Raw genomic sequence first — 25,723 nt, forward strand, 5'->3', positions numbered from 1 at the left:
TATATGAGTGATTTAACGGTTGTCATTCCCGTATATAATGTTAAAAAATATTTACGCAGATGTATTGGCTCTGTATTATCACAAACATTACAAGCTAAATATATTATTTTAGTTGATGATGGTTCTGTTGATGGGAGTGGTCAAATTTGTGATGAATATGCAGAACGATATAGCTATATTCAAGTAATACATCAAAAAAACCAAGGACTTTCTGCAGCAAGAAATGCTGGTATCGATGCGACCAAAACAGAATATGTAACTTTTGTTGATTCTGATGACTATATAGATCCGATGATGTATGAAAATCTTATGAGCTTTATGAAAGAAAAAAATGCAGATATCTCTATAGGGGGAGTATGGATTGAACAAGAAGATGGTAAAAAAAGAGCTCAACATTCTAATGATACAAAACTTTGTTTATCAAAAAAACAAGCTTTAATTGAGTTGAATAGTTATAAATACTTTAATATGTCATTTTGTGATAAGATTTTTAAAACTAATTTATTTGAAAATCTTCGTTTTCCTGTTGGAAAATTATGTGAAGATTATTATTTAATGCATAAAATAGTGGCAAAGGCGGAAAAAATTGTTTATAACTCTGCTCCATATTATCATTATATTCAGCGCCAAAATAGTATTTCAAGAAATAAAAAAATCAATTTAGCTCCAATCGAGGTTTCATTTGAACAATTAAAATTTTATGAAGAAAATTATCCAGAGCTATCATATGTTGCGAAAACGGCGTGTGTGTTTTCTCATATGGGAATTTACAGCGCCTATGCAAGAAATGGGTTGATATGTCCTTCCGAATTAGTCAATGAAACGAGGGGAATTACAAAAAAATATTTAAGCAGTGTTTTAAAAAACAAATATATTCCCAATATAAAAAAAGTGCAAGCTATAACCTATTGTTATTGTTTGCCAATTTATAAATTTATTATAAAAAGGAGACTACATAGATGAAAATAAGCGTAATCACATTGCATACTGTAAATAATTATGGGTCTGTTTTGCAAACTTATGCGACGCAGACAATTTTAGAGAGTATGGGATATACAGTAGAATTTGTAGACTATTGGAGAAAGGATAATACTGGAGAGCATGCAATAGAAAAAGCTTTAGAAAGTTCTCTCATGCAAAAGTATAAGAAAATTTGGGGAATCAATAGCATAACACGTAAGATGGTAAGACTTCCTTTGAAATTCATGCTGAAAAAAAAGCGAGCACCAATGAAAAAATTTCTACAAAAAAGGATTCATTTAACCCAAAAGTCTTATTATTCTTTTGAGGAAATATTAAATGATGTGCCTCAAGCAGACATTTATCTGACGGGAAGTGATCAAGTGTGGAATAGTACATGGAATAAAGGAATAGAAAAACCATATTTTCTTGAATATGCACCTAAAGATAAGAAAAGAATCGCTTTTGCCGCGAGCATAGGTAAGAGTATGTTAGATGATTGGGAAGTAGAAATAACAAAAGAAATGTTAAAAAAATACTCATCAATTGGGATGAGAGAGAAAAGTGGGGTAGATATATTAAGGGGATTGGAGATACATGCGGAACAAGTGCTAGATCCGACATTAATGCTTACCGCTAGTCAATGGAAAAAAATAGCAGAACCTTATGAACAAAACAGGTCCTATTTATTAATATATCAGCTTAATAAAAATGATCAAATGGATGAGTATGCTGTAAGTCTCGCTTATGAGAATGGATGGGATATTGTGAGAATTAGTTATGGCTATTCCGGAAAGCAAAAAGCTGGTAAATGTTTAGTTTGCCCTAGTGTTGAAACATTACTTGGGTGTTTTTTTGATGCGGCTTGTGTACTTACGGATTCTTTTCATGCTACAGCATTTTCGTTAAATTTAAACAAAAGTTTTGTAAGTGTATTACCTGAACGGTTTGGAACGCGTATCGAAAGTATTTTGGCACTAACTGGAACACAAAATAGATTACTAAAGGATTATCTAGATTTTTCGATAATTAATAGACCAATTGATTATAATTATGTAAATAATCAATTGGAAATAGAAAGAGAAAAGAGCTTTAAGTTTTTGGAGGCAGCATTAAATGAATAACAGCCTTAAGTTATTTATAAAAACATCAGGGATTTTTTTTGTAGGAAATGCGCTTTCCAAAATCATTATATTTTTGTTGCTACCACTGTATACTATGTATATTTCTACTGCCAGTTATGGCTACTATGATTTATCTGTAGCGTATGTTACGGTGTTTACATCTCTTTTATATTTTGATATATGGTCGACAGTTCTACGCTTCATGTATGATGCGAATGATGTAAAACGTAAGGAACAAATTGCAACGACATGCTGGATTCTGTTTTTTATATCATCCGTTATTTATGTGACGTTAGGGGCTATAATATGTAACTTTTTTTCAATTAGATATTCGATGCTAATTTTGTTATATGGTTTGTCAGTGAATTTTCATAACATGAGTGGGTTTGTTACACGCGGTTGGAAAAAAAATGTTAAATTTGCAATATCTGGTATTATAAATACAATAATAATGCTTGTAGGAAATCTTGTTATGATTTTGATTTTTCACATGGAAATCGAAGCGTTGTATATTTCTGCTATATTAGGAAATTTGGGACAAGTTTTATATTTAGGTTTTGCATCTCGATGCTTACCAAAAGTAATAGGATTTGAATTAGACAAGGAGTTATTTAAGAGTATCATTAGGTATACATTGCCATTATGCGTTAACTCAATATCATATTGGCTTTTAACTAGCTACAATAGAGTAGTCATTCAAGAAGTAATGGGAATCTCTTCGAATGGTATTTATGCAATAGGAAACAAATTCGGATCTGCAATCGCATTGGTTACAACCTGTTTTACATATGCGTGGCAGGATTTGGCGTTTGCTCATGAAACAGGGAAAAAAGGAAATAAGTTTTTTTACGGAAATGCTTGTGGTTATTATTTTTTGTTTTTAGGGATTGGATTTTCTCTTATGATTCCTTGCTTTTCGATTCTTTTTCCACTTTTGATTGGGGAGAATTATGTTGAAGCATATGCAACGATTCCACTATTCTTAATAATGGCGATTTTAAGTGCATTTTCTACATTTATCGGAAACATCTTCTATGCTATAAAGGATACAAAATCAATTTTAACATCAATGGTTGTTTCTTGTGTATGTAATTTGTTATTATGTCGTTTTTTAATAGCGTCGTTTGGTATAAATGGTGCAAACCTGTCTATATGTGTAAGTTTTGTTGTGAATATAATCATTAGATATTTCGTTCTAAAAAAGAAAATAGATATCGAGTTGAAAGCATGGCATTATTTTATTCCATGCATTATGATGTTGATTTCATCAATTTTATATATGACACGAAGCACAATAATAAACTGTTTGTATACTATGGTGCTTCTTATTATGCTTGGTGTAGTTTTTTACAGTATAAAAAAAGAAAAAGTGAAATCTAAAGAAAAACATATGTTGGAGAATGAATAAATGAATGATAAAGTAAACGTTGAAAAAATTATCCTTTATGATAACAAATTGAACTGCTGTGGTTGTGGAGCTTGCATGAACATTTGCCCGAAGCAGGCAATATTAATGAAACCTGATGAATATGGCTTTATTTATCCAAAAATTGATGAAGATATTTGTATAAGCTGTGGTTTGTGTAAAAAAGTCTGTGGTTATCAAGCAGAAATTACTACTCCAGAAATTAATAAAACTTATGTTGCGGTGTCAAATGACAGTGAAATATTGAAAACTTCAGCTTCAGGAGGTATTTTTGCATCATTGGCAACAGAAGTAATAAAAAAAGGTGGAGTAGCATTTGGGTGTTCTTTGGAACAAGAACACAACCAATTAATACCAAAACACATTATGATCAACAATTTAGAAGGATTAAAAAAGCTACAGGGATCAAAATATGTACAAAGTTATATAGGTGATACTTATAAACAAGCAAAAAAGCTTTTAGATACAGATTTATTGGTTCTATTCTCAGGAACACCGTGCCAAATAGATGGATTAAAGCATTATTTAATGAAAGACTATAAAAATCTAATCACTGTTGATCTAGTTTGTCATGGAGTTCCAAATGCTCAAATGTTTCAAGATTACATTATGATATTAGAAAAAAAACTTAAAGGAAAAGTTATAAATTATAAGTTTAGGGATAAGTCTAAAGGTTGGGGCCTTAATGCGAAAATAGTGTATTCAAAATCAAACAAAGAGTTAAACAAATTACTTTCTTGTGAACAATCAATATATTATAATTTGTTTCTTAAGTCATATATTTATAGAGAAAATTGCTATTCATGTAAATATGCAAGTTCTAAACGTGTTGGTGATTTAACAATTGGAGACTTTTGGGGTATAGAAAATGAGCACCCTCAGTATTTAAAACATATTGACATCAGTAAAGGAGTATCTTGTGTTATTGCTAATAATTCTCATGGAGCAAAAATATTAAATGATTTTTGTAAAAACATGGAGCTTTTACCATCAGAGTTTGAAAAGGCGGCAAGTGCTAATAAACAATTGAATCATCCAAGTAATCGGAGTAAGAAACGAGAGATAATATTGAATATTTACAAAAATGAAGGATACAAAGCTGTTGAAAAGTGGTATAGAAAATCTCAAGGAATCAAATATTATTTTGGTGTTTTAAAAGGGGTATTACCAAATAAACTTAAAATGATCTTGAAAAGGTTTGTTAGAAGATGAATTTTTCTAGACTCAGAATACAATATAAGCCAAAACAAATTTCTATCACTTTTTGGATTATAACAATCCTATGGCTTATTTTTATTTTCGCGCTTTCTTCCCAAAATGGTACACAAACATCACAAACTAGTAGTGGAATCGCAAAAGATGTGGCTGAATTTGTTTATTCGCAACCGACAGAATCACAAGTAAACAGCATGCATATGAATATTAGAGAATTGGCACATATAGGATTTTTTTTCATCCTTGGTGTGTTGTCTTTTTTATCCTCTATATATACATTTGGAAAGAAGAACTATAAAGTGCTTGCATTTGCGCTAATCATACCTGTTTGTTATGGCTACTTTGATGAATGGCATAAGCAATTTATTGATGGTAGACATTTCCAATTGGAGGAAGCTGTGTTAAATATTGTATCGGGTGTAATTGGAGTAGTTGTTGCTATTATGATTTTTATGATTGTGTTTAAAATTAAGACTTTCCGAAGAGGAATACAAAGCAAGAATGATTGATGTTAAACTAATATTCCCAAAAAATGGGGATAGTAGTCATTCATAGAACCGTGGAAATGAGTTCTTTAAAAAATGGTTTATAAAGTTGTGAGTGTTTTTTTATAAGATTATAAAAAAACACTTATAATCATAACCAAAATACGATCTCAAGTTTTACACTTGGAAGAAAGTAAAAAGGTCCCAAGCCCGTTAAGTAAAGGGGATGGGACCTTTTTTTGTCTATTAGGAACTTACATAATTTAAGTGGAAATGAGAGAAAAATAACGTAAGTGTCAAATAGAGCACATCTAGAAATAGATAACCTTCTGTAAGATAATATATCCAACAGGAGGTGAAATTAATGCCAGTAAAATATGATTATGATTGGGAATCACTACACAAAGAGCAACAATCATCAGGAATGAATATGAAGAAGTTTTGTAGAGAACGTGGGCTTCCTTATCAAAGTTTCAAAAACCATAAATATCAAATTGTGAACAAGGCAGATGAAGTCAGCATCGTACCAGTGACATGTGAAGTACAGCAAAAGATTTCGTTCGTTATAAACAGGGTATCTTTATCAATAGATGCTTCATTGGATGATGAAGGACTACGCAAAATCATGAAGGCACTACAATGATACAGTTTCATGATATTGCACAAGTTTATATGGTAAGAGGATACACTAATCTACGAAAAGGAATCGATGGCTACGCTTCCCTGATACAAGATAAGCATCATCTTGATCCTTTCCAAGATACACTGTATATTTTTTGTAATCGACAACGTAATAAAATCAAATGCTTATACTGGGATGGGAATGGTTTTTGGCTTTTATATAAACGCTTAGATAAAGGACATTTTAAGTGGATCAAGAATGAAGATGGAACGATTATTCTTACACATCAACAGTTAAAGTGGTTATTGGAAGGATTGCGAATTGAACAGAAAACAGCATTCAAAAAGAGCAATCCGAAATATGTATAAATCATCAAAAAAGCCTTTAAACATTGTGCATTTATATGCTGTAAGTGGTATAATATAGGCATGGAAAATAGAGAAGAAATCAAAACAAAACTGCAATCGATGAGTCAAGAAGAACTCATCGATTTGCTTATCAATAGAGATGAATTAGCAAATGAAAACAGCAAGCTGGAACAAGAAAATAATTGGTATAGAGAACAAATTGCTATGTTGAAAAAAGCGAGATTTTCATCAAGTAGCGAACAAACAATTGCTGGTCAATTGAATCTTCTTAATGAAGTAGAAGATAGCAATGATCATGTAGTTGAAGAAAAACCTGAACTTGTAAAAAAATCAAAAAAGAAAAAGCAAAGAGAAGCAGATTTTTCAAAATTGCCAACACGAATTATCAAGCATGAAATTGAAGACAAGCATTGTGCTGTATGTGGGAATGATTTAAGAGAACTAGCACCACAAACTATCGATGTATTGAAGTATCAACCTGCACGCTATGTAGTAGACTGTCATATTGTACATAAATATGTTTGTCCTGCCTGTACAGAAGAAAATTTGGAAGCAGAAATTACGATTGCCGAAGGAGCACCTAGGCGATTAATCAAAGGAAGTGTTACATCACCTTCTGTAGTAGCAGGCAGTGTCTTCAACAAATATATCAGTGGGACACCATTGTATCGACAGGAACAAGAATTGAAGCGAAAGAAAATAGAAATCAGTAGAGCAACGATGTCGAACTGGTTGATGAATTGTGGTGAAAAACTAGAACCACTTTACATCCAGATGCAGGAAGATATTCGCAATCAAACACATATACACATGGATGAAACCACAGTTGTTGTGTTGGAAGATAAACAAACTACAGGAAGAAGCAAAAGCTATATGTGGGTAGTAGAAAGTGGAAAACACGAGAAAGAGCAGATTGCGTGGTATCAATATCACGAAATACGTGAACATTAAATAGCAAAAGAGATCCTAGGTGCAGACTATCGTGGAAGTATCCACTGTGATGGTTATGAATCCTATCATAAGTTTGAGCAAGCCAAGGTGATAGGGGGCATGGCACACCTTAGAAGAAAATTTGTAGAGGCACTAGAAGTAAGTCCTTTACATAAAGGCACAAAGAAGATGAATCAAAAACAGCTCAAACAGCTTTGTGATGAGAATCCATCCTATGGAAATATTCAGCATGTGTTGAGTGAACTAAGCTATCTTTTTCATTGTGAAAGCAGATATCAAAAAGAAGGATATACAATAGAAGAGATTAAAGAGCATCGACAGGAAGAACAAAAGCCAAGAGTCGATGAGCTTTTCCAATATCTTGAAGAATATGAACATCAATATTGTGTAAAGTCAAAAATGGGTGTGGCAATTCAATATGCGAAAAACCAGGAGAAATATATAAGAGAATATCTGAATGATGGAGCAGCAGAAATTTCTAATAATCGAGGAGAAAGAGCAGTAAAGCCGTTCGTAATAGGATGAAAAGCGTGGCTGTTCACCAACACGAAGAGTGGAGCAAAGATGAGCAGTATCTATTACAACCTGATTGAAAGTGCAAAATTAAACCATCTCGATATACATGGATATTTAGAATATGTGCTTGAGGAAGTCAAAAACAATGATGCCATTGATATACAAGCTATATTACCTTACTCACCAACACTGCCACAACAGTTAAAAATCAAATGATAAGAGCCATCCCTTTACTACATTCATAGTATAGCTGATGGCTCTTTATTTTTCTAGATGTACTCTATTTGACGGTTACTTTATATTGTATGTTCTATAGAAATTAGAAGAGATACATAGTAGTTTTGAATAGATTGTAAAATAACGCGCATGAAGTCAATATTATATTTTTTTTACGAACTTTAGTAAACGTTTACTATGGAAACTAATTATTACTATAAAAATTTGAAATAAAAGCCAAAAATAGCTTTACAGCACTATAGAAAACGTTTACAATAAAATTGTTAAGGAACCGCTATCATTTTAAAGGTAGATGTAGAATGGTAGGCTCGATATGGAGGAAATAGGATGAATAAAGAAATCAATCGTTTATTGAATTATGCATTACAACACAACTTAATGGACCCACGTGATAAGCAATACAGCGCAAATTTATTATTAGATGTATTTCAACTCTTTGAGTTTGATGAAATAGAAATTCAGGAACAATTGGCTTTGCCTGATTCTATTTTAGAAAATATGCTTGCTTACGCAGTAAAACATCATTTGATAGAAGATACGGTAACAGAAAAAGATTTGTTTGATACTAGAATTATGAATTGCGTCATGCATAGACCATCAAGTGTTGAAGAGAAATTTTGGGAGTGTTATAAATCTTCTCCACAAGAGGCTACTAAGTATTATTACGACTTTAGCATCGCAACGAATTATATTCGTAAGTCTAGAGTGGATAAGGATCAAAAGTGGAAAGGGAAGAGCAAGTACGGAGAGTTGGATATCACCATCAATCTATCGAAACCAGAAAAAGATCCAAAGGAAATTGCTAGGTTGAAACATGCTGTTTCTTCTTCTTATCCGAAATGTGCAATCTGTAGAGAAAATGAAGGATTTGCGGGTGATTTCACGCATGCCGCAAGACAGAGTATTCGTTTGATATCTTTAAGGATGAATCATGAAGATTGGTTTATGCAATATTCTCCATATGTGTACTATCAAGATCATTGCATTATTTTAAATGCACAGCATAAACCTATGCAGATTAATGAACGTACGTTTCAAAATCTGTTGGCATTCTTAGATTTGTTTCCGCATTACTTTATCGGATCGAATGCAGATCTTCCAATTGTTGGAGGTTCTATCTTAAGTCATGATCATTATCAAGGTGGATGTTATAAGTTTACAATGGAAGATGCTGAGTGCTTATCCTCTTTTTCACTAGAAGCTTTTCCTAATGTGTCATTGTCTCATGTGAAGTGGCCATTATCAACTATACGATTACAAGGAAAGAATAGGGAAGAGATGATTGCATGTGCTAGTCATATATTAAATGCTTGGATTTCCTATGAGGATAAGGAAGCAGGTATTCATGCATATACCGGTGAGGAACGACATAATACCATAACACCAATCGCAAGAATGAAAGATGGACATTATGAGTTAGACTTGGTATTACGTAACAATCGTACGAGCGAGGAATTTCCATTAGGAATATTCCATCCACATAATGATGTGCATCATATAAAAAAAGAAAATATTGGATTGATTGAAGTTATGGGATTAGCCGTATTACCAGCGCGATTGAAAACAGAGTTACAATGCGTAGAGAAATATTTATTACATGAAGAATTGAGCGCTGAACAACTTGATAGTTTACAAAAACATAAAGAATGGATCAGCTATTTAAAAGAAAAGTTAGAAGCGAATACAGTTAGTAATATAACGAATTTCTTACAAGAAGAAATTTCAAAGAAGTTTGAACGAGTATTGGAGGATTGTGGGGTATTTAAGTTAGATGAACAAGGGTTAAAGTATTTTGAACGATTTATAGAAGTACTTTGATAAAGGTGAGGTATGAAAATTACAATTGTTGATGTTGCGAAGAAAGCCAATGTATCCGTTGCGACGGTATCAAGGGTAATCAATGATAACTATCCAGTCAATAGTAAGACAAAGGCAAAAGTACAAAAGGTAATTAATGAACTTAATTTTATTCCTAATTTACAAGCTAGAGAAGTTAAGAAGCGTAAAACCAAAACCATAGGAGTCATTGTGCCGAGTGTTGAAAATATGTTTTTCCCTGAGGTTATCAATGGGATTGAACAACACTTGATGCAGAAATCATATTCGTTGTTGTTAAGCTTTTCTAAAAATAGTGAAGAAAAAGAGCAAGAATGTATTCGTAATTTGTTATCTAGGAATGTAGCTGGGATGATTGTTGCGGATGTGAACACAACCAATGTGGAAAGTGGATTTTATGATGATTTGGTTCAAAGTACACCGATAGTCTTTATCAATGGAGAATCTAGTCGTGAGGGATTCTCTCATGTTCTATGTGATGAGCGTGATGGGGCTAACAAAGCACTACAAAGCTTATGGGACAAAGGGCATAGAGATATCTACTTTGTACGAGGTGGAAGTAGCTATTCCTACGATGTAAAGGAACAAGCGTATCGTGATTTTCTTCGTTTACAGGATGAAGATGTCAATGAACATATTGTGTATGTGGGTGAAGGAAATAGTAATCAAGTGATTGATGTGACTTGTAAGCTCATGGTGGAAAAGATACGGCAAGAGGGTTGTAGCGCAGCATTCTGTTGTAATGATTTAATGGCTATTGGGGTACTTAATGCTTGTAAGGAAATTGGTGTGAGTGTACCTGATGAGTTTTCTATTATAGGATTTGATAACATTATATTGAGTAAATTGGTAGAACCAAAACTGACTACCATTGATCAAAATATGTATGAATTAGGGAATCAAGCCGCAAAGCTAATTCTTGAAACGATCAAAGAAGAACAAAGCATTAGTAAAAAAGTAGTATTGAATGCTACATTTGTGCCTAGAGAAACATTGGCCGAAAAGAAGGGTTAGGACACTACATGGAACATAACATAAAAAGGAATTTATTTTCGAATGAGAACATTGATGTTATTGTGTTGAAAAATCAAGAGATAGAGGTACATGTGACATCACTTGGATGTGCCATCGTTTCCATTTTTACAAAAGATAAAAACGGACAAATAGATGATGTGGTTTTAGGTTTTGATGATATGGATACGTATTTGAAACAGGATAAATATATTGGTGCTATTGTTGGTCGCTGTGCAGGAAGAATACGTAATGGAGAATTTAACTTAAATGATCAAACGTATACGTTGCCTAGAAACAATGGAAAGAATACTCTTCATGGTGGAATTGAAGGATTCAACGCTAAAGTTTTTGATTATATCATATTAGAAGATGGAATTCGTTTCCACTATATATCAAAAGATGGTGAAGAAGGATTCCCTGGAAATCTAGATGTATATGTTACATATGTATTGGAAGGTAGTAAAGTAATTGCTACGTATGAAGCGACATGTGATCAAGATACAATCCTTAATATTACAAACCATTCCTATTTTAACCTAGCAGGTAAAGGAAGTATTTTAGATCATGAGTTAATGATACATGCGAAAGAAATCATATGTTGTGATGAAGATTGTTGTGCAAACGGAAAGCATCGTCCGGTACATCATTCACCATTTGATTTCAATGAAAGCAAACCAATCGGTAGAGATATTGATATCGATGATGAACAATTAAATTATGGTGGAGGATATGATCATTATTTTATCTTCGAAGAATTTGATCCAGCTGTGGTTTTAAAAGATCCAAACAGTGGAAGAGTCTTAGAAGTATCCACCAATCAACCTGGTTGTCAAATATATACATCCAATTTCTTAGATGGAACTTTAGAAGGAAAGAAGCATTGGTATTTCAATAAACGTGAAGCTGTTTGTATCGAAACACAAGCGGCACCAAATGCCATCCATATTGAAAAAGATCCATCTACCATATTACGTAAAAATGAAAAATATGTAGCAACAACAACATTTGCATTTACAATTGAAGGAGAATAAAAACATGAATGTAAAAGATTTAAGAGCAAAGATTGAACGTGGTGAATTAAATGAAAGATTACAATATCTCTATGTGGATTCAGCACTTGTGGAAGCACAGAAGAAAAGATATATAGAAGCGATTGATAACTTTACTTTTCTTTATGGAGAAGATCGTGATGTAGAAATTTATAGCGCACCTGGTAGAAGTGAAGTAGGTGGTAATCATACGGATCATCAACATGGTCGTGTATTAGCAGCTTCCGTTAACTTGGATACCATTGCGATTGTATCTAAGAGTGATACAAATACTGTTTCTGTCACATCTCAGGGATTTCATATCTCTCCTATCGATATCTCTAACTTACAAATGCAACAAGAAGAAGTTGGTAAATCAGAAGGATTGATTCGTGGAGTATGTGCAAGAATTGCGGAACTAGGATTTCAGGTAGGTGGTTTTGATGCGTACCTTACAAGTAATGTTCTAGAAGGTGCTGGTTTATCTTCTTCTGCAGCATTTGAAGTATTGTTAGGGACTATTCTTTCTGGGTTATATAATGAAGAAAAAATTGATGCTGTAGAGATTGCGAAAATAGGACAATATGCAGAGAATCATTTTTTCTTAAAACCTTGTGGTTTAATGGATCAAACGGCTTCAAGTGTAGGAGGATTTGTAACAATTGACTTTAAAGATACAGCCAATCCTATCGTAGAAAAGATTGATTTTGATTTCGATGCATATAAACACAGTTTATGTATCGTAGATACGAAAGGAAGTCATGCGGATTTAACGAGTGATTACGCTGATATTCCAAGTGAAATGAAGAAGGTCGCTAACTATTTTGGAAAAGAAGTTTTACGTGATGTTTCTTATGAAGAATTTAGTAAACAAGTTGCTGAAGTAAGAAAAGCTTGTAGTGATCGTTGTGTGCTTAGAGCCTTCCATTTCTTTGAAGAGGATCAACGTGTCGTACAAGAAGTAAAAGCATTAAGAGAATTTGATTTTGATGCGTTTAAGAAGTTGGTCATTGCTTCTGGAAATAGTTCATTTAAGTTTTTACAGAATGTATACTCTTTACAGATTGTAAGTGAACAAAATATATCCGTAGCACTTGCGGCTAGTGAACAGGTGTTAAATGGTGCTGGAGCAAGCCGTGTTCATGGTGGTGGATTTGCTGGTACAATTCAAGCATTTGTTCCAGAAGAATTATTATGTGCTTATAAAGAACAAATGGAAGCAATCTTTGGAGAAGGCTCTTGTTATATATTAAAGATTCGTCCTTGTGGTGGAGTTAAGGTTATTTAAAACTTTTGTATGATGGTAAAAAGATTAAGAAAGTGAGTATTACAGATTCTTAATCTTTTTTGCCAGTCATGAGGTTCGTAGTTATAATATAGGTAGGAAGCAAGGAAGAGGGAGTGATGGTATGTACACAGTCGTCGTAGCGGATGATGAATTTGAACTGCGCCGAGCAATCATTGAAACCGTTGATTGGGAGAAGATTGGATTTGAAGTTATTGGTGAAGCAGAAAATGGGGTAGAGGCATTGGACCTTGTGGAAAAGCTAGAACCCGATCTATTATTAACGGATATAAAAATGCCATTTATTAGTGGTATTGAATTAGCAAGAAGAGTACGAGAGATTAGACCTTCTATGCAAATTGCATTTTTAAGTGGGTATGATGATTTTCAATACGCCCAACAAGCAATACAGTATAATATAATAAAATACTTATTGAAACCCATTTCTAGTGAGCAGTTAAATGGAGAATTAAAAGATATTCGAGAGACTATGGATGAGCGACAAAAGCTTTTTATAAATCCACAAAATCAGGATATTTTTCAATTGCGTATGGAACAATTTTTGATGACATTAGTATTGGATAGTGATGCTATGTCTCAACAATCCCTAGAAGAAAAACAATTGCATGATAAACTAGCTGTAGAATTACATCTTAGCAATTATACAGATGAGAAAACATGTTATGTAGTTATGGTGTCACGCATATCCAATACACAAAAAGAGTTAGTAACAGGACCTTCTCATGTACATGCATTGGATGCTATCGCAAGAAAACATCTAAACTGTGGTTCCTTTTACTCGCATGGAAAAATTGTATCTTTATTAGGTGGTATGGAATGGGAAATTGATAAGTATATCAATATTATTACCAATGAAATTATACAAACGACAAAACGCGTTATGAGTCAAGATTGTTATATCGGTGTAGGAAGTGTGGTACATGATCTAACGAAGGTTCATGCATCCTATAGCGAAGCTTGTAGTGCGATTGAATATGGTATTGGTTCTAGTCGCAATTTAAGTTTTATAAAGGATATCGAACGTAAAGATACACTACCATTTGAATATATAGAAATGGTATCCATAGAACTAGAAAAATTGATGAAATCCAATCGCAGTGAAGATATTATTGCTTATATTTCTGATGTATTTAAAAAAACAAGTGTACATGCTGATATAGATTTATTGATTATGCATATTATATCGAGAACTTGTACATTGGTTCGAGCGCTATGTGATGACTCATCCGTTAATGATTTTTTAGCGAAGGCAAGTGCGTTATCATCATTATTGTCGAAACATACCATTGAAGAAAAAGAGAAAGATATTCGAGATTTTTGCATTTTATGTAAAGATGCTATCAATAAACAAAATCGTTTAAATGGACAAGTTATCTGTGATGAATTGATGGAATTGATCAATCAGGAATATGGTAAGGAAGAATTTAGTTTAACGATGGCAAGTGAGAAATTATTTATTAGTGCTAGTTATTTAAGTGCACTTATTAAGAAAATAACAGGAGAGAGCTTTGTTGTTTTGTTAACGAAAAAACGCATGGAAGTTGCGAAAGAAAAGGTCGTTTACTCCTCTGCGAAAATATTGGAGATTGCCAAACAATGTGGCTATAGTGATCAGCATTATTTTAGTTATTGTTTTAAACGACAGTTTGGCATGTCTCCAAATAAGATGAGAGAGCAACAGGCCAATGAAAAAGTTTAAATTTAAGAATATATCCATATCTTTCTATTTGATGTTGTTTGTGATTTCTACCGTGGTTACGGCAGCGATTATTTTAACACTCTCATTTTTTCAAGTCTTTAAGGATTCCTTGTTGTCCATTGCGCAAACCAATGCGGAACAATCAATCACACAAGTATCAAGTACGATATCGAATTATTCAGCTAATGTACAAGCGAATATGAATAATATAGTGAGTGTGGTAACACAAGCTAACGATCGAGAAACTATTAAAGAATATATGCAAACGATGACGGATATCAATCATGACATTGTTTCAATTATGATTTATGATGAACAAGGAAATATTCTAGAATATGGTGGAAAGAGTGGATTGAAGGATAAGATTGAAAATAACTTATCGTTTGAAAAGCTTTCCTTACAAGCTGGAAATGATTTTAGCATTTCATCACCACACGTACAAAACATTGTAAAAGATGAATATCCATGGGTTGTTACAATCACACAGAAAAAATGGTCGGGAAGTTATGGAAGTGAAGTTTATGTTGCGATGGATATCGAGTTCTCCTCCATGGGTTCTGCCATTGATGAAGTTGGAATTGGACAACATGGCTATTGTTTTATCGTAGATAGTAGGGGGAATATTGTCTATCATCCTTTACAACAACTTATTTATTTAGATATTAAATCGGAAGATGAAGAAGTGTTGAATACAACATGGGATTCTGCCAAAGTAAAAGATGGTGTGATTTATTCTACAAAGGAAATTACGAACTTTCATTGGAAGGTTGTTGGTGTTAGCTATGTGAATGAACTTGTAGATGCCAATATGGCAAGTGCTACTCAAAACATGATGAAAATATTAGGTGTCATTGTTGTATTGGCTTCTATCTTAGTATACATCTTGTTAAAGAAGTTAACGGCACCTGTAAGAAAACTCGTTTTTGCGATGCACGAATTTGAAAAGAACACCATTGATTTTAAGTACGCACCAATACAAGGGGTAAGTGAATTTACACAACTCTCACAATCCTTTGAACATATGGTCGTGCAAATTCAGGAATTGATGGATCGTGTAAAGAAAGAAGAAATCATCCTAAGGAAGACGGAACTAAAAGCTTTACAAGCACAGATTAATCCGCACTTCCTATACAATACTTTGGATTCCATTCAATGGATGTGTGAACGAGATAAGAGTAAAGATGCGGTGCGTATGGTTGGGGCCTTGGCACAGTTGTTCCGTATTAGTATTTCAAAGGGATACGAATTAATACCTATTGAAAAAGAAATACAGCACGCACAAAATTATCTTGTGATACAAAGTTATCGATATAAAGATCAGTTTACTTATGAATTTGATATTGATTCTGAAGTGCTTCCATACTTTTGTCATAAAATCACATTACAGCCTATTATTGAAAATGCTTTGTATCATGGTATTTCTAGAATGGTAGATGAAGGAGAAATTTATATTTCTGTAAAGAAAGAAGAGAATGATATAGTGTTTGTAATTCGTGATAATGGTGCTGGTATGAGTGAAGAACAAGTAGAAAATATACTTCGTAAAGAATTGACAGATAGTAAGGGAATTGGAGTAAAGAACGTGAACGATAGAATCAAAATTTATTTTGGAAATGAGTATGGAATCACCGTTAAGAGTGAACTGGATGTAGGAACGAGTATTATCATTCGCATTCCTGCAATCATGGAGGATACATATGCGTAGAATAAAAGTAATTGGACTAGTTACCTTATTATGTTTATGTTGTAGTGGTTGTACCTCTCAAAATCAAAAATTAAAGGTTGCACTCATTGTAAAGTCTACCACCTCACAGTTTTTCAAATCCGTACAATCTGGAGCAAATGCCGCAAGTAAAGAATATAATATTGAACTTAACTATATGGGACCAGATAATGAAGAAGATTATAAAACGCAGGTGGATATGATATACAAAGCAATCAAAAATGATGTAGATGCAATTGTATTATCAAGCATTGATTACAACAAACTAGTAGATCCAGTTGAGGAAGCAATCGATGCGGGTATTCCTGTCATTATCATTGATAGCGATGTGAATTGTGATCGAGTTAGTTCTCGTATTACGACAGATAATACTGTGGCTGGTAAGATGGCAGGAGAAGCTATTATTTCTCAAAATGAAAAACCAATTGTGGTAGGAATTGTAAATTTTGATGCAAATACTGCAAATGGACAAGAAAGAGAAAATGGATTTAAAAGTGCAATTAAGGATCATCCCGCAATTCAATCCATTTATACAATTAACGTGCAATCGAATACAGAATCTGCCACAAGAAATACAAAAAAACTCTTAAAAGAGCACCCAGATATCAACACCTTGGTAACATTTAACGAATGGACGACCTTAGGTGTTGGGTATGCAGTAAAAGAAGAATCTTTAATGGATGAAATATTTGTGGTAGGTTTTGATAACAATCCTGTTTCTGTTGGCATGTTGGAAACGGGAGAAGTTGATTCCTTAATTGTTCAAAACCCTTTTGTAATGGGATATTTAGGTGTTGAACAAGCACAACGTATCATCCATAGAAAAAGCTTGAAAGAGGATATCACCTATACAAAGACAGTCCTCTTAAATAAAGAAAATATGTTTGATAAAGAGATTCAAAAGATTGTGTTTCCATTCCATTAATCCTCCCTATATGGGAGGATTTTTTACTATAGTAAACGTTTTCATAGAATTTTACCTCTTTATCATAAGATTTTATATTCCTGTAATCTTTGAAAAGAATTAGAATGTAAACAGGTAAAAGAAATAGAGGAGGAAACATAATGAAAAAGATTTTTAAGCTTTTAATCACTGGCGCTATGGCTGTGTGCATGGGAGTAGCGCTCACAGGATGTGGTGGAAGTGATAGTGAAAAGGGTGGAAGTGATGGAAACGTTGCAGTATTATACTACAATTACTCTGACACTTATATCTCTACAGTTCGTACTGCATTAGACAAACAATTAAAGGATGCTGGTATTGATTTCCAAGATTACGATGGAAACAATAACCAAACAACACAAACTGAACAGGTTACAACAGCAATCACTAAAGGAGCTAAAGTATTAGTCGTAAATATCGTAAATACAAGTTCTGATGATGCGGCAAATGGAATCGTTGCAGAAGCTAAAAAAGCAGATATTCCTGTAATCTTCTTCAACCGTGAAGTTTCTAACGAAGTTGTTAAATCTTATGAAAAATGTGCTTTCGTAGGTACAGATGCTGCTGAAGCAGGACACTTACAAGGTAAAATGATTGGTGAATTCTTATTAAAGAACTACGAAAAATATGACTTAAACAAAGATGGTAAAATTTCATACATCATGATGATGGGTGAAAAAGGAAACAAAGAAGCAATCTATCGTACACAATATTCTGTAGAAGATGCTAACAAAGTATTAGCAGATGCTGGAAAACCTGCTTTAGAATTCTACGATGCTGCAAACACTGACAAATATTTAGTAGACAAAGAAGGTAAATGGTCTGCACAAGCTGCAACTGAATATATGGGTACTGCATTATCTTCTTATAGCGAAGATAACAAAAACATGATCGAATTAGCAATCTGTAACAATGATGGTATGGCTGAAGGTGTTGTAACTGCACTTGCTACAGCTGGATACAACACTGGTGGAGATAAATTCATTCCTGTATTTGGTGTTGATGCTACAGATGCTGCAAAAGATTTAATTAAAGCTGGTAAAATGCATGGAACTATCAAACAAGATGCTGAAGGTATGGCAAAAGCTATCGCATTGTTAGTAGGAAATGCAAATGGTGATAAAGCTTTAATGGATGGAACTAAAGATTACAATGTTGACAAAGATGTTGCTAAAATCCGTATTGCGTACGCACAATATTTAGGAGAATAACGAACTAAAAGTAGCAAATGGGACATTTTAGAAATGAATGTCCCATTTCTAATTTATAGGCAAGGAGGTAAGGTATGAGCGATGTTTTATTAGAAATGAAAAACATTAGTAAAGAGTTCCCTGGAGTAAAAGCGCTAGATGATGTTTCGTTGACTGTTAAAAGAGGATCTGTGCATGCTTTGATGGGGGAAAATGGTGCGGGAAAATCCACATTGATGAAATGCCTCTTTGGGATGTATTCTAAAGATGCTGGAACCATTATTTTAGAAGGTCAAGAAATTAACTTTAAGAATTCAAAAGATGCTTTGGAACATGGGGTTGCCATGGTGCATCAAGAATTAAACCAAGCATTGAAAAGAAATGTTATGGATAACATTTGGTTGGGAAGATACCCTACGAAATTTAAAATAATGACATCAGAATCTCAGATGTATAAAGACACAAAAGAAATCTTTAATGATTTGGGTATTGAAGTAGAACCAAAACGTATTATGAGTACCATGTCTGTTTCCAATCGACAAATGGTAGAAATCGCAAAAGCAGTATCCTATCATTCTAAAATTATTGTATTTGATGAACCTACATCCTCTATGAATGAACAAGAAGTTGAAAGACTGTTTAAAATTATCAATATGTTAAGAGATCGTGGATGTGGTATCGTTTATATTTCTCATAAGATGGAAGAAATTTTACAAATATCTGATGAAGTTACTATTATGCGAGATGGCAAATGGGTAGCTACAGAAGCCGCAAAAGATTTAACCATGGATAAAATCATTAAGCTGATGGTTGGTCGTGAACTAACCAATCGTTTCCCTCCAAAATTAAATGAAGTAGGAGAAAAGATTTTAGAAGTGGAAGGTTTAACTGGAATGTATAATAACATAAGAGATGTATCTTTCCATGTAAACCGTGGAGAAATCTTGGGGATTTCAGGATTAGATGGTGCTGGTAGAACAGAAGTATTAGAAACCTTATTTGGAACCATGAGTAAAAAATCAGGAACGATTACTTTAGATGGAAAAGTTATTAAGAATAAGAACTCTTTGGAATCTGTGAAAAATGGATTTGCATTATTAACGGAAGAGCGAAGAGCAACTGGTATCTTTAGTATTCTTACGATTTTAGAGAATACGACGATTTCCAACTTAAATAGTTATCGTAAAGCTCATTTGTATCTAGAAAATAAACAAATGAAAGCTGATACTGCTTGGGCTATCAATTCCTTGAAAATTAAAACGCCTTCTCAAAAGACACAGATACGTGCTCTATCTGGAGGAAACCAACAGAAAGTAATTCTTGGACGTTGGTTGTTAACAAATCCAGATGTATTATTATTAGACGAACCAACTCGAGGAATTGATGTTGGTGCTAAATATGAAATTTATCAATTGATTATTGAGCTTGCTAGCAAAGGAAAAGCCGTGATTATGGTTTCCTCAGAAATGCCTGAATTATTAGGTGTATGTGATCGAATACTGGTAATGTCTGGTGGACAAGTTGCTGGAGAAGTAGTCGCAAAAGATACAACGCAAGAAGAGATTATGGCTCTTGCTACCAAATATGTGTAAAGGAGAACAAAGATATGACAAAAATATTTAGTAGAATAACACAGCAATATCATGATTTTATCGCATTAGAAAAGCAAGATAAAGTGTCATATATCAAAGAATTCCTCATTAATAATTCTTTATATATATTTATGATCATTGCTATCATATACATTCAGATCAAGAGCCCTATGTTCTTATCAAAGAATTCTGTAATTAACATTATTTCTTTATCTGCAGCCAACTTACCAATTGCATTAGGTATTGCCGGATGTATTGTATTAACAGGTACCGACTTATCCGCAGGACGTATTGTTGGTTTAACAGCGTGTGTTGCCGCATCCCTATTACAGGCAACAGGTTATGCAAACAAGATGTTTATGGATTTAGAAACAATGCCTATTTTAGTAGTATTGATATTGGTATTGGCAATTGGTGCCCTGGTGGGGTTAGTAAATGGATTCTGTGTAGCGAAGTTTAGTCTACATCCATTCATTGTAACATTAGCTACACAGTTGATCGTATACGGTTTATTATTGATGTATTTAATGATTGGTACCAATCAAGGACAATCCATTTCAGGACTGGATATAGGATTCTCAACCGTAATAACAGGCTCTGTGATATCCATTGGTGGAACAGGGATCCCTAACTTTGTCTGGTATGCACTAATCATTACTGCAATTATGTGGTTTATTTGGAATAAAACAAAATTTGGAAAGAATATGTTTGCGGTTGGATCTAATCCAGAAGCAGCAAATGTATCCGGAGTAAATGTTGCGAAAACAATTATCCTTGTATTCGTATTAGCTGGTATCATGTATGGTGTAACAGGATTCATTGAATCTGCACGTATTGGATCCAATACAGCAGCTACAGGATTAAACTATGAACTTGATGCAATCGCAGCTTGTGTTATTGGTGGAGTATCCTTCGTTGGTGGTATTGGTAAAATTCGTGGTGTTATTATGGGAGTTGTCTTACTAAGATTGATCTTCGTTGGTTTGACATTCTTAAGTATCGATGCTAATATGCAATATATTATCAAAGGTTTGATTATTCTTATCGCTTGTGCGGTAGATATGCGTAAATATTTAGTAAGGAAGTAGATAACGTGGATGAAAAAGATTGCGTAAAAGAAGAAACAGGAAAAAAAGTAAAGAACTGGGGAAATGGTGGAGGACTTTATCGTGGTGTGAAAGCATCCGTAAAAACACTGAACTATATTATTATAGGATTGGTAGCTGCGCTTATTGTAGTAGTTATGTATTTATCTTCTACAAGTAGCTATACGACTAGTTTTGAGGTAAATGGTGGAGAGCCAATCAAAGAAGTGCATAATAAATATGGGGATGTAGTGGAAGTATCTACACCGACAAAAACTGGTTATGAATTTGGTGGATGGTATCAAGATCAAGATTTAACTAAATCTTGGGATCTTCAAAAAGACACCGTGGAAGGTAGTATTACATTGTATGCGAAATGGACACCATCAAAGATTCATATCATGTTTGATTTGAATGGTGGTACTGTGAATGATGAAGATGTTTCTGGTAGAGATGTTGTATTCCATGAGCCTTATGGTGCTCTTCCTACTCCTGAAAAAGATGGAGCAACATTTATCGGTTGGCAATACGATGGTATGATGATTACTAAAGACACACTTGTCACAATGAACGGAGAACATACTTTAAAAGCAATCTTTGAATAAACGTAAAAGACATGATACAAGAATGTATGATGTCTTTTTTTAAGAGAAGACAAGCATATCGTCTTATTCGTAAGGTATTCCCTTTCAATTGGTTCATAATACAAAATAGTATTTTTTTCGACTTATAAGTATAAAAATTTTTATAATAAAAAGTTTTATACTTACAGGTCGAAAACTATTGACCAAGAACTTATATTAACCTATACTAATAGTAGATAAGAATTGAGGTGTTCAAGATGACAGAACGTATAGAAAGACCCATCTATTTGAATAAACTCATTGAGTTTAAAGATAAAGACATTGTAAAAATTGTTACAGGAATACGTCGTTGTGGTAAATCCACTCTTTTGGATTTGTACGAGGATTATTTATTAGGTAGTGGTGTTAAGAATGAAAATATCTTGCACATGAACATGGAATCCTTAAAGCATAGAGATTTGCTAGAATACCTTGCTTTTTATGATTATGTGAGTCATCATATTGTAAAAGGTGAAAAGAACTATTTGATTTTTGATGAACTACAGGTTGTAACTGGATGGGAAAAGGCAATCGAATCTTTTCGCTTGGATTTTGATGTAGATATTTATATCACTGGCTCAAATGCCTATTTACTCTCAACGGAATTTTCAACCTTGCTCTCTGGTAGGTATGTTGAGATACGCTTATTACCATTATCGTTTGCTGAATTCTTGACCTTTTATAATTTTGATCCTAGTTTAACTATAGAGGATAAATTTCAAAAATACTTAGAGTTTGGTGGTATGCCAATTTTAAAACAGTTTAATTTTAATACGGCACGAGTAAATGAAGTGTTGGAGGGAATATATTCCACGGTTATTTTACGGGATGTATTGGAGAGAAATAAAGCCACTGATCAAGTTTTGCTAAGCAAATTAGTGACGTTTCTTGCAGATAATATTGGCAGTGTTACATCTCCAAACAATATTCGAAATGTTCTCTTAAACGAAGGTGATCTTGACTATAATAAAGGGAAACGCAGTATAGCAGGAAAAACTGTCGATAAGTATATTGGAATGTTGAAAAGTGCCTATATTTTCTATCCTGTAAGTAGGTATGATATTAAGGGGAAACAACTTTTAAAAACGTTAGGAAAAAACTATATTATAGATTTAGGCTTTCGTCACATGTTGCTTGGATACCGTGATGTCGATCGCGGACACATATTAGAAAATATAGTTTTTCTTGAATTGATTCGCAGAGATTATCGTGTATCTATTGGTAAAATAGGTGAAACTGAGGTGGATTTCATAGCAGAGAAACCAAACGAAAAACGCTATATTCAAGTATGCGAAACTATGTCTGGAGAAGCCACTAGAGAACGAGAACTTCGCCCTTTAAGATTGATTGATGACAATTATGAGAAAATTGTATTGTCTATGGACAAGAGCTTCATTCAGTCCTATGAAGGAATCAAGGCAATAAATATCATTGATTTTCTTTTAGAAGAACAAAAATAAAAATAATGTAACTTTATTCTACAATCCGTCACTTCTTCGAATTGGTAGTTTTTCATTATATAATTGAATTTGTGTTAGAATTAGGTTATTATGGACCAAACAATGGAGGTGTCCTATGGAAAATACATTTCGTTCTGAATTTTGTGATGTAGTTTATTTGAAAAAAGACAACGTAGTTCTTTTGACATGGAAGAAATTCTGTTCTTTTGAAGACTATAGAAAGCCAACAATGTTCGCTTCTAATTTACTTAAGCTTCATGAGGGGAGTAACTTTGTAATAGATGCTCTCAATGGGTTTGAAGATGAAAAAGAAGATATAGAATGGGGATTTCAAGTTTTATTACCAGATATGGCTCAATCTTCTTGTAAAATATGTGTTTTCATTTTGCAGAAAGTTCCAATGATTGAAGATGAGATAGATTTATGGAGTAAAGAATTCCAAAAATATTTTCAAGTATACAAAGTAGAATCTTATGAGGAAGCTTTGGGAAAGTTGAATTGATAAGTATAAAGTTCTTAAGTTGTTTATCATGAGGGGATTACATTACAAATCGTAAGTGAAGAGTTGAAGAAGAACAATTGAACTATCGTCCTACTTTTGTTATAATGAAAACAACGTAGGGAGTGTGAAAAGATGAAGAAATAGATAATGAAAACAACACATCATAATATTTGTTTATTTGATCATTATCTATTTGCTCATAACCTTCAAGTGTGTATGAGAACTTTATAGTTCTTTTTCTTTTGGAGGTGACATCATGCTTACATTTAAAAACATAACATTAAAAGATTTAAAAAATCATATTTTTATCGAGAATTTTAATTATTCCCTAGGAAATCAAGACAAAGTAGGGATTATAGGAGAAGAGGGGAATGGAAAGTCCACTTTTCTTAAGGCAATCTATGACAAAGCATGGATTGAAGATTATATGGTTATGAGCGGAGATATAAAAAGCGATTTTAAACATATTGGATATTTACCACAACAATTACCACAAGCATGGATGAATTGTACTGTGTTTGAGTATTTATTAAAAAATAAACCTGAAGAAGATATCCCATATGAACGTTATAATGATTTAAAAGAACTAGAAATATTATGTAAAGATTTAAAATTGAATGTGTCTGTTTTACAAAACGAACAAATCATGAATTCTTTAAGTGGTGGGGAAAAAGTAAAGGTACAGATGATGAAGTTACTAGCATCCCATGTGGACCTACTATTGTTAGATGAACCTACCAATGATTTAGATATTCACACGTTGGAGTGGATGGAAAATTTTATCAGAGAAAGCAATCTTCCGATTATGTTTATATCGCATGATAGTACCTTGTTAAATAATGCGGCAAATGTAATTCTGCATTTTGAACAAGTAAACAAACAAAGTAAGTGTAGATACACTGTATATCGAGGAACGTATAATGAATATGTTTCTCAACGTCATTCAAAATTAACGAAAGATATACAAGTTGCGCATAAAGAGAAACAAGAATATACCAAGAGAAAGATAAAGCTTAACGATCAAATGAATGCTGTACATGATGCCTTAAACGATACGGTACGAAATCCTGGTGTTGCGGCATCATTAAAGAGTAAAATGTCGAACATAAAGTCACAAGAAAAACGTTTTGAAAAAGAAAGCTACAGTAAAGTGGATTCTACAGAAGAAGCGATACAAATCTTTTTTGAAGATGTAAATGCAATTTCTTCAAAGATAATTCTCGAACTTCAAATGGATACACTCATGATAGAAGAGCGTGTTCTGATACGAGATATTGATATCTTAGTGAAGGGTAAAGATAAAGTTGTTTTTATTGGAGATAATGGATGTGGGAAGAGTATCTTGATGAAGGATATGCACAATAGATTAAAACAAAGAAGTGATATTTGTTTAGGGTATATGCCACAAAATTACGCAGACTTAATGGATATGTCTAAGACACCTATTGAATTTTTAATGACATCTGGAGATAAAGAAGATATTACAAGATGTAGAGATTTACTAGGTTCGATGAAGTTTACTTCGGAGGAAATGCTCCACCCTATAAAAAATACAAGCGAGGGTCAAAAGGCAAAACTTTATATACTTAGGTTTATCAAAGAAAAGTGTAATGTTTTGTTGTTGGATGAGCCAACGCGTAATTTGTCACCTTTAAGTGCACCAGTGATAATAGATGTTTTGAAGAAATATCAAGGTTGTATTATTTCTGTATCACATGATCGAACGTTCATAGAAGAGGTGTTTGAAACTAGGTACTATATTGAAAATCAAGAGATACAAATGCAGAAAATTACATAACGATGAATCAAATAATTAAG

Annotated in this window: 22 protein-coding genes and 1 pseudogene; all 23 read left to right on the forward strand. The window is 33.3% G+C overall.

Features of this window, described 5'->3' with window-relative positions; genetic code table 11:
* Positions 1 to 3 precede the first annotated feature (3 nt).
* On the forward strand, positions 4 to 963 hold the full coding sequence (locus tag ACWG0P_RS04980; RefSeq protein ID WP_455800765.1) for a glycosyltransferase family 2 protein: 960 nt from the start codon (positions 4 to 6) through the stop codon (positions 961 to 963).
* Positions 960 to 2,084 (forward strand): polysaccharide pyruvyl transferase family protein, encoded by a 1,125-nt coding sequence (locus ACWG0P_RS04985; RefSeq protein ID WP_455800766.1) that lies wholly within the window; start codon positions 960 to 962, stop codon positions 2,082 to 2,084. The genes ACWG0P_RS04980 and ACWG0P_RS04985 overlap by 4 nt, the downstream gene beginning before the upstream one ends.
* Positions 2,077 to 3,492, forward strand: a complete 1,416-nt coding sequence (locus tag ACWG0P_RS04990; protein ID WP_455800767.1) for an oligosaccharide flippase family protein — start codon at positions 2,077 to 2,079, stop codon at positions 3,490 to 3,492. Before ACWG0P_RS04985 ends, ACWG0P_RS04990 begins: the two co-directional genes overlap by 8 nt.
* A complete protein-coding gene (locus ACWG0P_RS04995; RefSeq protein ID WP_455800768.1) occupies positions 3,493 to 4,722 on the forward strand; it encodes a Coenzyme F420 hydrogenase/dehydrogenase, beta subunit C-terminal domain in 1,230 nt (409 codons plus the stop codon).
* Positions 4,719 to 5,234: a VanZ family protein gene (locus ACWG0P_RS05000; RefSeq protein ID WP_455800769.1), complete on the forward strand. Its 516-nt coding sequence runs from the start codon at positions 4,719 to 4,721 to the stop codon at positions 5,232 to 5,234. Before ACWG0P_RS04995 ends, ACWG0P_RS05000 begins: the two co-directional genes overlap by 4 nt.
* Positions 5,235 to 5,574: 340 nt before the next feature.
* Entirely contained in the window at positions 5,575 to 5,853 is a 279-nt protein-coding gene (gene tnpA / locus ACWG0P_RS05005; protein WP_455800770.1) for an IS66 family insertion sequence element accessory protein TnpA, read from the forward strand.
* Positions 5,850 to 6,200 carry an IS66 family insertion sequence element accessory protein TnpB gene (gene tnpB / locus ACWG0P_RS05010; protein WP_455800771.1) on the forward strand — a complete coding sequence of 117 codons (351 nt, stop codon included), beginning with the start codon at positions 5,850 to 5,852 and terminating at the stop codon, positions 6,198 to 6,200. The genes tnpA and tnpB overlap by 4 nt, the downstream gene beginning before the upstream one ends.
* Positions 6,201 to 6,299: 99 nt before the next feature.
* Positions 6,300 to 7,676, forward strand: a pseudogene (gene tnpC, locus ACWG0P_RS05015) (IS66 family transposase).
* Between the two features lie 39 nt (positions 7,677 to 7,715).
* Positions 7,716 to 7,883, forward strand: coding sequence for a transposase domain-containing protein (locus ACWG0P_RS05020; protein ID WP_455800772.1), 168 nt, complete (start codon positions 7,716 to 7,718; stop codon positions 7,881 to 7,883).
* A gap of 348 nt (positions 7,884 to 8,231) precedes the next feature.
* Positions 8,232 to 9,722, forward strand: coding sequence for a UDP-glucose--hexose-1-phosphate uridylyltransferase (galT, locus tag ACWG0P_RS05025; RefSeq protein WP_455800773.1), 1,491 nt, complete (start codon positions 8,232 to 8,234; stop codon positions 9,720 to 9,722).
* A 12-nt stretch (positions 9,723 to 9,734) separates the two neighbouring features.
* Positions 9,735 to 10,754, forward strand: a complete 1,020-nt coding sequence (locus tag ACWG0P_RS05030) for a LacI family DNA-binding transcriptional regulator (protein WP_455800774.1) — start codon at positions 9,735 to 9,737, stop codon at positions 10,752 to 10,754.
* An 8-nt stretch (positions 10,755 to 10,762) separates the two neighbouring features.
* Complete coding sequence (locus tag ACWG0P_RS05035; RefSeq protein ID WP_455800775.1) at positions 10,763 to 11,785, forward strand: aldose epimerase family protein; 1,023 nt, start codon at positions 10,763 to 10,765, stop codon at positions 11,783 to 11,785.
* Between the two features lie 4 nt (positions 11,786 to 11,789).
* Complete coding sequence (locus ACWG0P_RS05040) at positions 11,790 to 13,070, forward strand: galactokinase (RefSeq protein WP_455800776.1); 1,281 nt, start codon at positions 11,790 to 11,792, stop codon at positions 13,068 to 13,070.
* A gap of 121 nt (positions 13,071 to 13,191) precedes the next feature.
* Positions 13,192 to 14,787: a response regulator gene (locus ACWG0P_RS05045; protein ID WP_455800777.1), complete on the forward strand. Its 1,596-nt coding sequence runs from the start codon at positions 13,192 to 13,194 to the stop codon at positions 14,785 to 14,787.
* Entirely contained in the window at positions 14,774 to 16,492 is a 1,719-nt protein-coding gene (locus ACWG0P_RS05050; protein WP_455800778.1) for a sensor histidine kinase, read from the forward strand. Before ACWG0P_RS05045 ends, ACWG0P_RS05050 begins: the two co-directional genes overlap by 14 nt.
* A complete protein-coding gene (locus ACWG0P_RS05055) occupies positions 16,485 to 17,435 on the forward strand; it encodes a substrate-binding domain-containing protein (protein WP_455800779.1) in 951 nt (316 codons plus the stop codon). The genes ACWG0P_RS05050 and ACWG0P_RS05055 overlap by 8 nt, the downstream gene beginning before the upstream one ends.
* A 140-nt stretch (positions 17,436 to 17,575) precedes the next feature.
* Complete coding sequence (locus ACWG0P_RS05060; protein WP_455800780.1) at positions 17,576 to 18,664, forward strand: galactose ABC transporter substrate-binding protein; 1,089 nt, start codon at positions 17,576 to 17,578, stop codon at positions 18,662 to 18,664.
* 74 nt (positions 18,665 to 18,738) lie between these two features.
* A complete protein-coding gene (locus tag ACWG0P_RS05065) occupies positions 18,739 to 20,235 on the forward strand; it encodes a sugar ABC transporter ATP-binding protein (protein WP_455800781.1) in 1,497 nt (498 codons plus the stop codon).
* Between the two features lie 14 nt (positions 20,236 to 20,249).
* Positions 20,250 to 21,323, forward strand: coding sequence for a galactose/methyl galactoside ABC transporter permease MglC (locus tag ACWG0P_RS05070; RefSeq protein ID WP_455800782.1), 1,074 nt, complete (start codon positions 20,250 to 20,252; stop codon positions 21,321 to 21,323).
* A gap of 5 nt (positions 21,324 to 21,328) precedes the next feature.
* Entirely contained in the window at positions 21,329 to 21,925 is a 597-nt protein-coding gene (locus tag ACWG0P_RS05075; protein ID WP_455800783.1) for an InlB B-repeat-containing protein, read from the forward strand.
* A gap of 236 nt (positions 21,926 to 22,161) precedes the next feature.
* On the forward strand, positions 22,162 to 23,403 hold the full coding sequence (locus ACWG0P_RS05080; protein WP_455800784.1) for an ATP-binding protein: 1,242 nt from the start codon (positions 22,162 to 22,164) through the stop codon (positions 23,401 to 23,403).
* A gap of 115 nt (positions 23,404 to 23,518) precedes the next feature.
* Positions 23,519 to 23,905 (forward strand): hypothetical protein, encoded by a 387-nt coding sequence (locus tag ACWG0P_RS05085; RefSeq protein WP_455800785.1) that lies wholly within the window; start codon positions 23,519 to 23,521, stop codon positions 23,903 to 23,905.
* 256 nt (positions 23,906 to 24,161) lie between these two features.
* Positions 24,162 to 25,703: an ATP-binding cassette domain-containing protein gene (locus tag ACWG0P_RS05090; protein WP_455800786.1), complete on the forward strand. Its 1,542-nt coding sequence runs from the start codon at positions 24,162 to 24,164 to the stop codon at positions 25,701 to 25,703.
* The last annotated feature ends 20 nt before the right edge of the window (positions 25,704 to 25,723 follow it).

The organism is Amedibacillus sp. YH-ame6 (assembly GCF_053848845.1).

What these genes read in the sequence shown, in the direction of transcription:
- ACWG0P_RS04980 (WP_455800765.1), top strand. Translation starts at nt 4, where the DNA reads ATGAGTGATTTAACGGTTGTCATTCCCGTATATAATGTTAAAAAATAT.
- ACWG0P_RS04985 (WP_455800766.1), top strand. Translation starts at nt 960, where the DNA reads ATGAAAATAAGCGTAATCACATTGCATACTGTAAATAATTATGGGTCT.
- ACWG0P_RS04990 (WP_455800767.1), top strand. Translation starts at nt 2,077, where the DNA reads ATGAATAACAGCCTTAAGTTATTTATAAAAACATCAGGGATTTTTTTT.
- ACWG0P_RS04995 (WP_455800768.1), top strand. Translation starts at nt 3,493, where the DNA reads ATGAATGATAAAGTAAACGTTGAAAAAATTATCCTTTATGATAACAAA.
- ACWG0P_RS05000 (WP_455800769.1), top strand. Translation starts at nt 4,719, where the DNA reads ATGAATTTTTCTAGACTCAGAATACAATATAAGCCAAAACAAATTTCT.
- tnpA (WP_455800770.1), top strand. Translation starts at nt 5,575, where the DNA reads ATGCCAGTAAAATATGATTATGATTGGGAATCACTACACAAAGAGCAA.
- tnpB (WP_455800771.1), top strand. Translation starts at nt 5,850, where the DNA reads ATGATACAGTTTCATGATATTGCACAAGTTTATATGGTAAGAGGATAC.
- ACWG0P_RS05020 (WP_455800772.1), top strand. Translation starts at nt 7,716, where the DNA reads ATGAGCAGTATCTATTACAACCTGATTGAAAGTGCAAAATTAAACCAT.
- galT (WP_455800773.1), top strand. Translation starts at nt 8,232, where the DNA reads ATGAATAAAGAAATCAATCGTTTATTGAATTATGCATTACAACACAAC.
- ACWG0P_RS05030 (WP_455800774.1), top strand. Translation starts at nt 9,735, where the DNA reads ATGAAAATTACAATTGTTGATGTTGCGAAGAAAGCCAATGTATCCGTT.
- ACWG0P_RS05035 (WP_455800775.1), top strand. Translation starts at nt 10,763, where the DNA reads ATGGAACATAACATAAAAAGGAATTTATTTTCGAATGAGAACATTGAT.
- ACWG0P_RS05040 (WP_455800776.1), top strand. Translation starts at nt 11,790, where the DNA reads ATGAATGTAAAAGATTTAAGAGCAAAGATTGAACGTGGTGAATTAAAT.
- ACWG0P_RS05045 (WP_455800777.1), top strand. Translation starts at nt 13,192, where the DNA reads ATGTACACAGTCGTCGTAGCGGATGATGAATTTGAACTGCGCCGAGCA.
- ACWG0P_RS05050 (WP_455800778.1), top strand. Translation starts at nt 14,774, where the DNA reads ATGAAAAAGTTTAAATTTAAGAATATATCCATATCTTTCTATTTGATG.
- ACWG0P_RS05055 (WP_455800779.1), top strand. Translation starts at nt 16,485, where the DNA reads ATGCGTAGAATAAAAGTAATTGGACTAGTTACCTTATTATGTTTATGT.
- ACWG0P_RS05060 (WP_455800780.1), top strand. Translation starts at nt 17,576, where the DNA reads ATGAAAAAGATTTTTAAGCTTTTAATCACTGGCGCTATGGCTGTGTGC.
- ACWG0P_RS05065 (WP_455800781.1), top strand. Translation starts at nt 18,739, where the DNA reads ATGAGCGATGTTTTATTAGAAATGAAAAACATTAGTAAAGAGTTCCCT.
- ACWG0P_RS05070 (WP_455800782.1), top strand. Translation starts at nt 20,250, where the DNA reads ATGACAAAAATATTTAGTAGAATAACACAGCAATATCATGATTTTATC.
- ACWG0P_RS05080 (WP_455800784.1), top strand. Translation starts at nt 22,162, where the DNA reads ATGACAGAACGTATAGAAAGACCCATCTATTTGAATAAACTCATTGAG.
- ACWG0P_RS05085 (WP_455800785.1), top strand. Translation starts at nt 23,519, where the DNA reads ATGGAAAATACATTTCGTTCTGAATTTTGTGATGTAGTTTATTTGAAA.
- ACWG0P_RS05090 (WP_455800786.1), top strand. Translation starts at nt 24,162, where the DNA reads ATGCTTACATTTAAAAACATAACATTAAAAGATTTAAAAAATCATATT.